Here is a 5,172-nt window from a genome sequence, read left to right as displayed (position 1 = left end):
AACTCGATCAAACTGGCTGGCCCGGCAACACCGCCGCTCTACCGCGAATCATCGAGGCTAACTACCATCACCACGCTGCTGCGCCGATTCCCCGCCATCGTCCGCGAACTCAACAACCGCCACGCCAGCCGAACCTCACTCGTCGACATCGCCGACGAGTACGACGTACAGGACCTGCTCCGCGGTGTACTGCGCGGCCTGTTCGATGACGTCCGTGACGAGGAGTACACCCCGAGCCGCGGCGGCGTCACCAGCCGGATGGACCTGCTTCTCAAAGGCGAGCAGATCGTGATCGAGACCAAGATGACCCGGCCCAGCCTCGACCAACGCACAGTCGCCAAAGAACTCGCCATCGACAAGGAGTTTTACCGCTCCCATCCCAACTGCCGCGCCCTCGTCTGTTTCGTCTACGACCCCACCTACCGGCTCGCCAACCCGACCGCCCTCGAAGATGACCTGACCGATCCAGAAGCGCCATTGCCTACCATCGTCATCGTCGCCCCGCACATCTGACGCAACTCGGGATGTGATCAGAACACCCCGAAGGTGATTGGCATGAGTTCGTCTCGTAACGATTTCATCGATATCAGTCGCTGTCGCCGTCGATACCGGTTGACGCGCCCGCACCACGGCGGCCCGGATCAACTCACCAAGCATGAGAACATCTACCGCCGATAATGCGCGCGCCGGAGAATATCGGGCGTCCCACCTACGCTCATGACGGGCCAGTCAGGAGGAATGTGGCGATGTCGGATCAGCTCGAAGGGGTGCTGCAGCACCGCTACATCTACGTGCCGCGCAGTCAGACCAAGGACACGATTGAGCTGGGTAAGCCGCTCGGCATGGCCGTGGCCCGAGGCACTGCGCTCGCCTGACGGCGGTCGCGCCCCGGAAGGGCTCGGCCACCCATCACCCCGAGCTGGCCAAGCTGGAGATCGTCACCGAGCGGAGCGGCTACCCGCGAGACGGCGGGGTTGTTCTGGCCTGGTGTCCGACCTACAAGGTCATGGAGAAGGTCCAGCGCCTTGAGAAGAGTGTGGTGGTGCTGATCGAGTGGATTCCCGGCGAGTTCGACGCCTGGGCCACGCTGCACGATGCGTACAATGTTCTGACCAATGAGGTCATGGGCGCCGGCCTCAGACCGGAGGCGATTGACGCGCTTGAGGGCATTGTCCACGAGAGCTACAAGGGCTGGCACGACGACATTGCCGCTCGGACCACACGGATCTACCTCGACGATCTCGCGAACGCCGGCACCTACGACAGAGAGCTGGTGCTCGCCTACGCCCGCCGGACCAAGTCCGAGACGAGCATCGAGCAGCTAAAGAAGATCCTCGACAAGTTCGAGGCGCCAAGGAGGGATCCAAACGCGTCTCCCACTCCTTGATGAAGCAGCTGGCAGCCGCAATCGAGGCGTTCATAATCCACCTCGGCACCCATGCCCGAGAGGTGACTGGCCCATTGGACATCGGAAAGTACACCCGCGCCCATTCCGCTGGCGACTCGGCCCGCCGAGGGCTTGGCTGCAGGATCAACGGACGTGAACACCTGGCGCAACACCCCGCAGACCCGCCGGCCCGAGACCGCAGGTCAGCTGCTGGAGCGGCACCGCGAAGTGAGCGACGGCCCGAATTTGCGCCGGACGGCAGTCGACGAGGCCGCCGTCATCGCAGCCTTCAGGCAACCCCGAGCACGCTGCTCAGCCGCTTCCGCATGCGCTGCTTGCGTTCCTCGAAGAATGCCAGGAAATCCTTCAGGTCGAGCGACAGGTCTCGGAGGTCGTTTTCGTTGAGATACGTCTGACGCTCGGCGTCGGTGGCGAAGGCTTGAGCCAACCATTCGGCCGGCATCTTGGCATGCTTTTCGGCGTTCGGCACGCCGCCGAGGAGTTGGAGGTTCGGCAACAGGTCGACGGCCGCCCGGTAGTCATCCACCAAGTCATCGTCGATGCCTGCGCCCTGGAGCCGCTTGCGGGTGAATCGAGAGCGCGGGAAGATGTGATCTTCGTGGAATTCCTTCGATAGGTCCAAGCCTGGATACAGTAGGGCAAGCACGGGGAAGGTCCGCTGACTGGCGTACTTGAGCTCCAGCAGCTCATCAATCTCGGTCGGCTCGAAGGCGAGTGTCTTACCGAGCGTCGTCATCTCCTTCTCGATTTCGGCAGCTGGGAAGCTGTCCCCGCCGTGGGCGTCGATCGCCTGGCGGAGCCGGAGCAGCAATGTGTCCAACCCGGATCCCCAGATCCCCCGCTTGACCAGCGACCGGGTTACCCACTGCCGGACCGCCAGTCGGTCCCTGGCGTCAGCGCTTGAGGTCAGGTAGCTGTCCGGGAGACCTCGGCGGGCCAGGTAGTAGGCCAATGGCACCACCACGCTGGCTGCGGTAAGAGTTCGGTTGGTGAAGCCGAAGAGATCGAGCAGGGACGCCGCTTTGATCATGGCCGCTCGTGTCGTGCTCCACGCGTCCTCCACCTTCCGCATGTTGCCGGCGGTGAAGTTGGAGACCTTGAATCGGAGATCGACGCCGGCGACCATGAGCGCGGTCTTGAGCACGACATCCTTGGAGAATGAGAACGCCCTGGTGCCTCCGGTGTTGAGCTCCTGGACCAGTTGACGTACCTCCTCTCGGGCGTCGAGCTGCTGCCACTGGTTGGTCGCCATCGACAAGAGGAGATCCGAGTATGACAGGGTGGTTCCGCCACTGTTCACTCTGACGAAGATGTCAAGGACTTTGTCCGAGTCCTGCGCTTTCTCTAGGAAGTAGTTGATTGGCTTGCGTGTGCGCACCGCCTCATACAGGTCGTAGAGGCGTTGGTAAGGGCTGACGTCGTTGAGGTCGATGCCTCGGTTCGCCAGTTCACCGTTGAGCGCCGGGCCCGCATTTGCCAAGTTGAGAATCGCGCCGATTGGGTACCATTGGTCGGGCTGGCCATCCTCAGGGGCGGCCTCGGCGGCGGTGAGGAACCTCACGTCGTACCGCAGACCCATCTCGTCCGGGTCGGCGTCGTCAAGCAGATTGAGGTAGAGCCGCTTTTTCGGGAACGCATCGGGGCTGCTCCACCAGGCGTACTTCCGCTTTTCGGCGTGGCTGCCGTAGATAGCAATGTTGAGGGCGGTCAGCCGCTGCTGGCCGTCGAGCACCGCGGTTACACCGCTGCCGTTGGGGACGGTCGCCTTGGTCGCGTAGGGATTGTCCCGTTCGTGGTAATGCGTGAGGAAGTCGTAGAAGGTGTAGTTAGCAACGGTGTCGGGCTTTACCTTCCACAGAAGGAACGAGCCGATCGGGTATCCCCGCATGAGACTGTCGACGAGCCACCGGATTTGGTCGGCACTCCACACGAACTCCCGCTGGATCGCCGGAAGCAGGTACTCCTTCCTGTGGATTGACGTCAGGATCTCCTCCACCGTCACGGGCGTCTGGAAGGCCACGGCCAGCGGCTCCTTCGGGGTCGGATTCATCTGGCTTTGCGGTCGTTCGCCGGCCGCGATGCGGCCCGCCAAAGAGGCCGCGACGTTACGATAGCGCCCACACCGCCTCTATCGATGCCCCGCCTACGCTCGCCGTGGCTGTCCCGGTCCCGGGTAGTGAAGACGCTCGTAGAGTTGGTCCTCGGCTTCGAGCATCTCGCGTTCGACGGCCTCGGTGAGGTGTCGGTCGTCGATGAGTAAACCGAACTCTACGTTGACGTGCTCGGCACTCCAGGAGAAGTTCGCACTGGTCACCAGTAGGAAGCGGTGGTCGATGGCGAGGAACTTCGCGTGGCTGCGGACCCGGGTGCCGTCGAACTCCTTCGTGGGCATGACGGTTGCTGGTCGCAGGTGGGCGGCCATCTCAGAGGTGGAATCCGGTGAAGTCCCGTCGGGGGTGGCACCTGCTACATCGGGGCCGGGGTAGCGGCGATCTGACCATGGAGTTGCGCCGTGGTGAGCCTCCCTTCCTCCAGTACCAGCGCCCCGCGCAGCCACCGCCCATTCCAGTCCTCGAGGAGTTGGCGATCCGCACTCGGTGGTGAACCGGCTGCGCGACGTGCCGCATCGCCTGCCCGCGTCGATGCAGAACCGGTCCCGCCCGCTGATGATCATCCAGGCTCTTGCGGACGCAGTCCAGGCAAAAGGTTATCGGGTGAAGTCCGACCAGAGGATCTTCTGGCCATCGTCGAGGTCGACGGTGAGGGGTACGGCGTCCGGATCTTTGAGGAGACCGGCGCACGGTGGTCGCTGCGCCTGGTCTCGCAGATCGAGGGCACCGGCGGCGAGCCGGCGCGGTGGACCGACTACGCCCGGCGCCGAGTCGAGGACGAGCTGTCCGATGTGCTGGCGGAGTTCGAGCGCCGTGCCGCGGCCGTGCGCGCTGCCTCGGCCCGTCGCTTCTTTCAACGGGCGCTGCCGGACGCTGAAGGTGACACCCGCCGAGGTGATCACGGACGCCTCGCCGGTCCACCCCGCCGTACTCGATGACCTCGTCCCATCGGCCCGGCACCGCGTCGAACGGCACGCCAGTAACCCGATCGAAAGCCGACCACAGCCACCTCAAGCACCGGTTATGCTCGATGCGAGGGCTACGAACTGCGCGGGATCCTGGACGGCAACTGCGAGCACCGACAGGAACCCGCCGTCTGTAAACAGTCCCCCACGCGCACAGCGAAGGCATCCGGAATACGTCCAGTCCCGGCGCCGGTGTTGCCGAGCACAACCTCCAGCCCGACGATCGATCACAGCCCGTAGTAAGGTGTAGTATCAGCGCATGCGCACTCTAATAGTGCGCGCTGATGCTGATTGTGGGGGTTCAACTCCCCCCTCGGACACAGATTTTCCGCACAGGTGCGCTCTTTGAGTGCGCATGCGCTGATACTACCGCGTCTGCTTACAACAGCGGCGCGTGTACTCGGGTGGGTGCGAGCTGGCATCGATGTCTTGGCCAGCGGCGCCACAATCCGGCCGGTGGCACCATCACCATCGTTGGGGTCTGCACCAGCCTGAGTCAGTCCCCTCTGGCATGGGGTAGAACCTGGGGTGCCCCGATGTGTCGGCAGGATCGCGACCGCTACGCGGAGGCCAGCGAATGGCTTCCATTCGCCTTCCGCCGGTCACGAATTCTCACGGTTCCGGACGCTGCGGGTGCCGAAAACCCCATCCGTCCTGTTCACAGTCCTCTTGATCACTGAGACACGGG

Annotated in this window: 6 protein-coding genes; 3 read left to right on the top strand and 3 right to left on the bottom strand. The window is 63.6% G+C overall.

Annotated features, from left to right (window positions below; translation table 11 throughout):
• The 3 genes from ACFP2T_RS47825 to ACFP2T_RS47815 form a co-directional block, all read left to right on the top strand.
• A partial coding sequence (locus ACFP2T_RS47825; protein WP_377434744.1) for a PD-(D/E)XK nuclease domain-containing protein occupies positions 1-513 on the top strand: 513 nt, incomplete at its 5' end.
• Between the two features lie 233 nt (positions 514-746).
• A complete protein-coding gene (locus tag ACFP2T_RS47820) occupies positions 747-875 on the top strand; it encodes a hypothetical protein (RefSeq protein ID WP_377434741.1) in 129 nt (42 codons plus the stop codon).
• Between the two features lie 131 nt (positions 876-1,006).
• On the top strand, positions 1,007-1,387 hold the full coding sequence (locus tag ACFP2T_RS47815; RefSeq protein WP_377434739.1) for a hypothetical protein: 381 nt from the start codon (positions 1,007-1,009) through the stop codon (positions 1,385-1,387).
• A gap of 289 nt (positions 1,388-1,676) precedes the next feature.
• Here ACFP2T_RS47815 and ACFP2T_RS47810 read toward each other — a convergent pair whose 3' ends face one another.
• From ACFP2T_RS47810 to ACFP2T_RS47800, 3 genes are all read right to left on the bottom strand, one after another.
• A complete protein-coding gene (locus tag ACFP2T_RS47810; protein WP_377434736.1) occupies positions 1,677-3,428 on the bottom strand; it encodes a DUF262 domain-containing protein in 1,752 nt (583 codons plus the stop codon).
• Between the two features lie 123 nt (positions 3,429-3,551).
• Entirely contained in the window at positions 3,552-3,800 is a 249-nt protein-coding gene (locus ACFP2T_RS47805) for a phospholipase D-like domain-containing protein (RefSeq protein ID WP_377434733.1), read from the bottom strand.
• Positions 3,801-4,115: 315 nt separating this feature from the next.
• Complete coding sequence (locus ACFP2T_RS47800; RefSeq protein WP_377434730.1) at positions 4,116-4,421, bottom strand: hypothetical protein; 306 nt, start codon at positions 4,419-4,421, stop codon at positions 4,116-4,118.
• Positions 4,422-5,172 lie beyond the last annotated feature (751 nt).

The organism is Plantactinospora solaniradicis (assembly GCF_042658085.1).
Lineage (GTDB): Bacteria > Actinomycetota > Actinomycetes > Mycobacteriales > Micromonosporaceae > Plantactinospora > Plantactinospora solaniradicis.
The sequence above is the reverse complement of the archived record's forward strand: the minus strand, read 5'-3'. Positions and strand labels throughout refer to the sequence as shown.

Excerpts from the sequence above, each read along its gene's own strand:
- ACFP2T_RS47820 (WP_377434741.1), top strand. The coding sequence starts at position 747 with ATGTCGGATCAGCTCGAAGGGGTGCTGCAGCACCGCTACATCTACGTG.
- ACFP2T_RS47815 (WP_377434739.1), top strand. The coding sequence starts at position 1,007 with ATGGAGAAGGTCCAGCGCCTTGAGAAGAGTGTGGTGGTGCTGATCGAG.
- ACFP2T_RS47805 (WP_377434733.1), bottom strand. The coding sequence starts at position 3,800 with ATGCCCACGAAGGAGTTCGACGGCACCCGGGTCCGCAGCCACGCGAAG.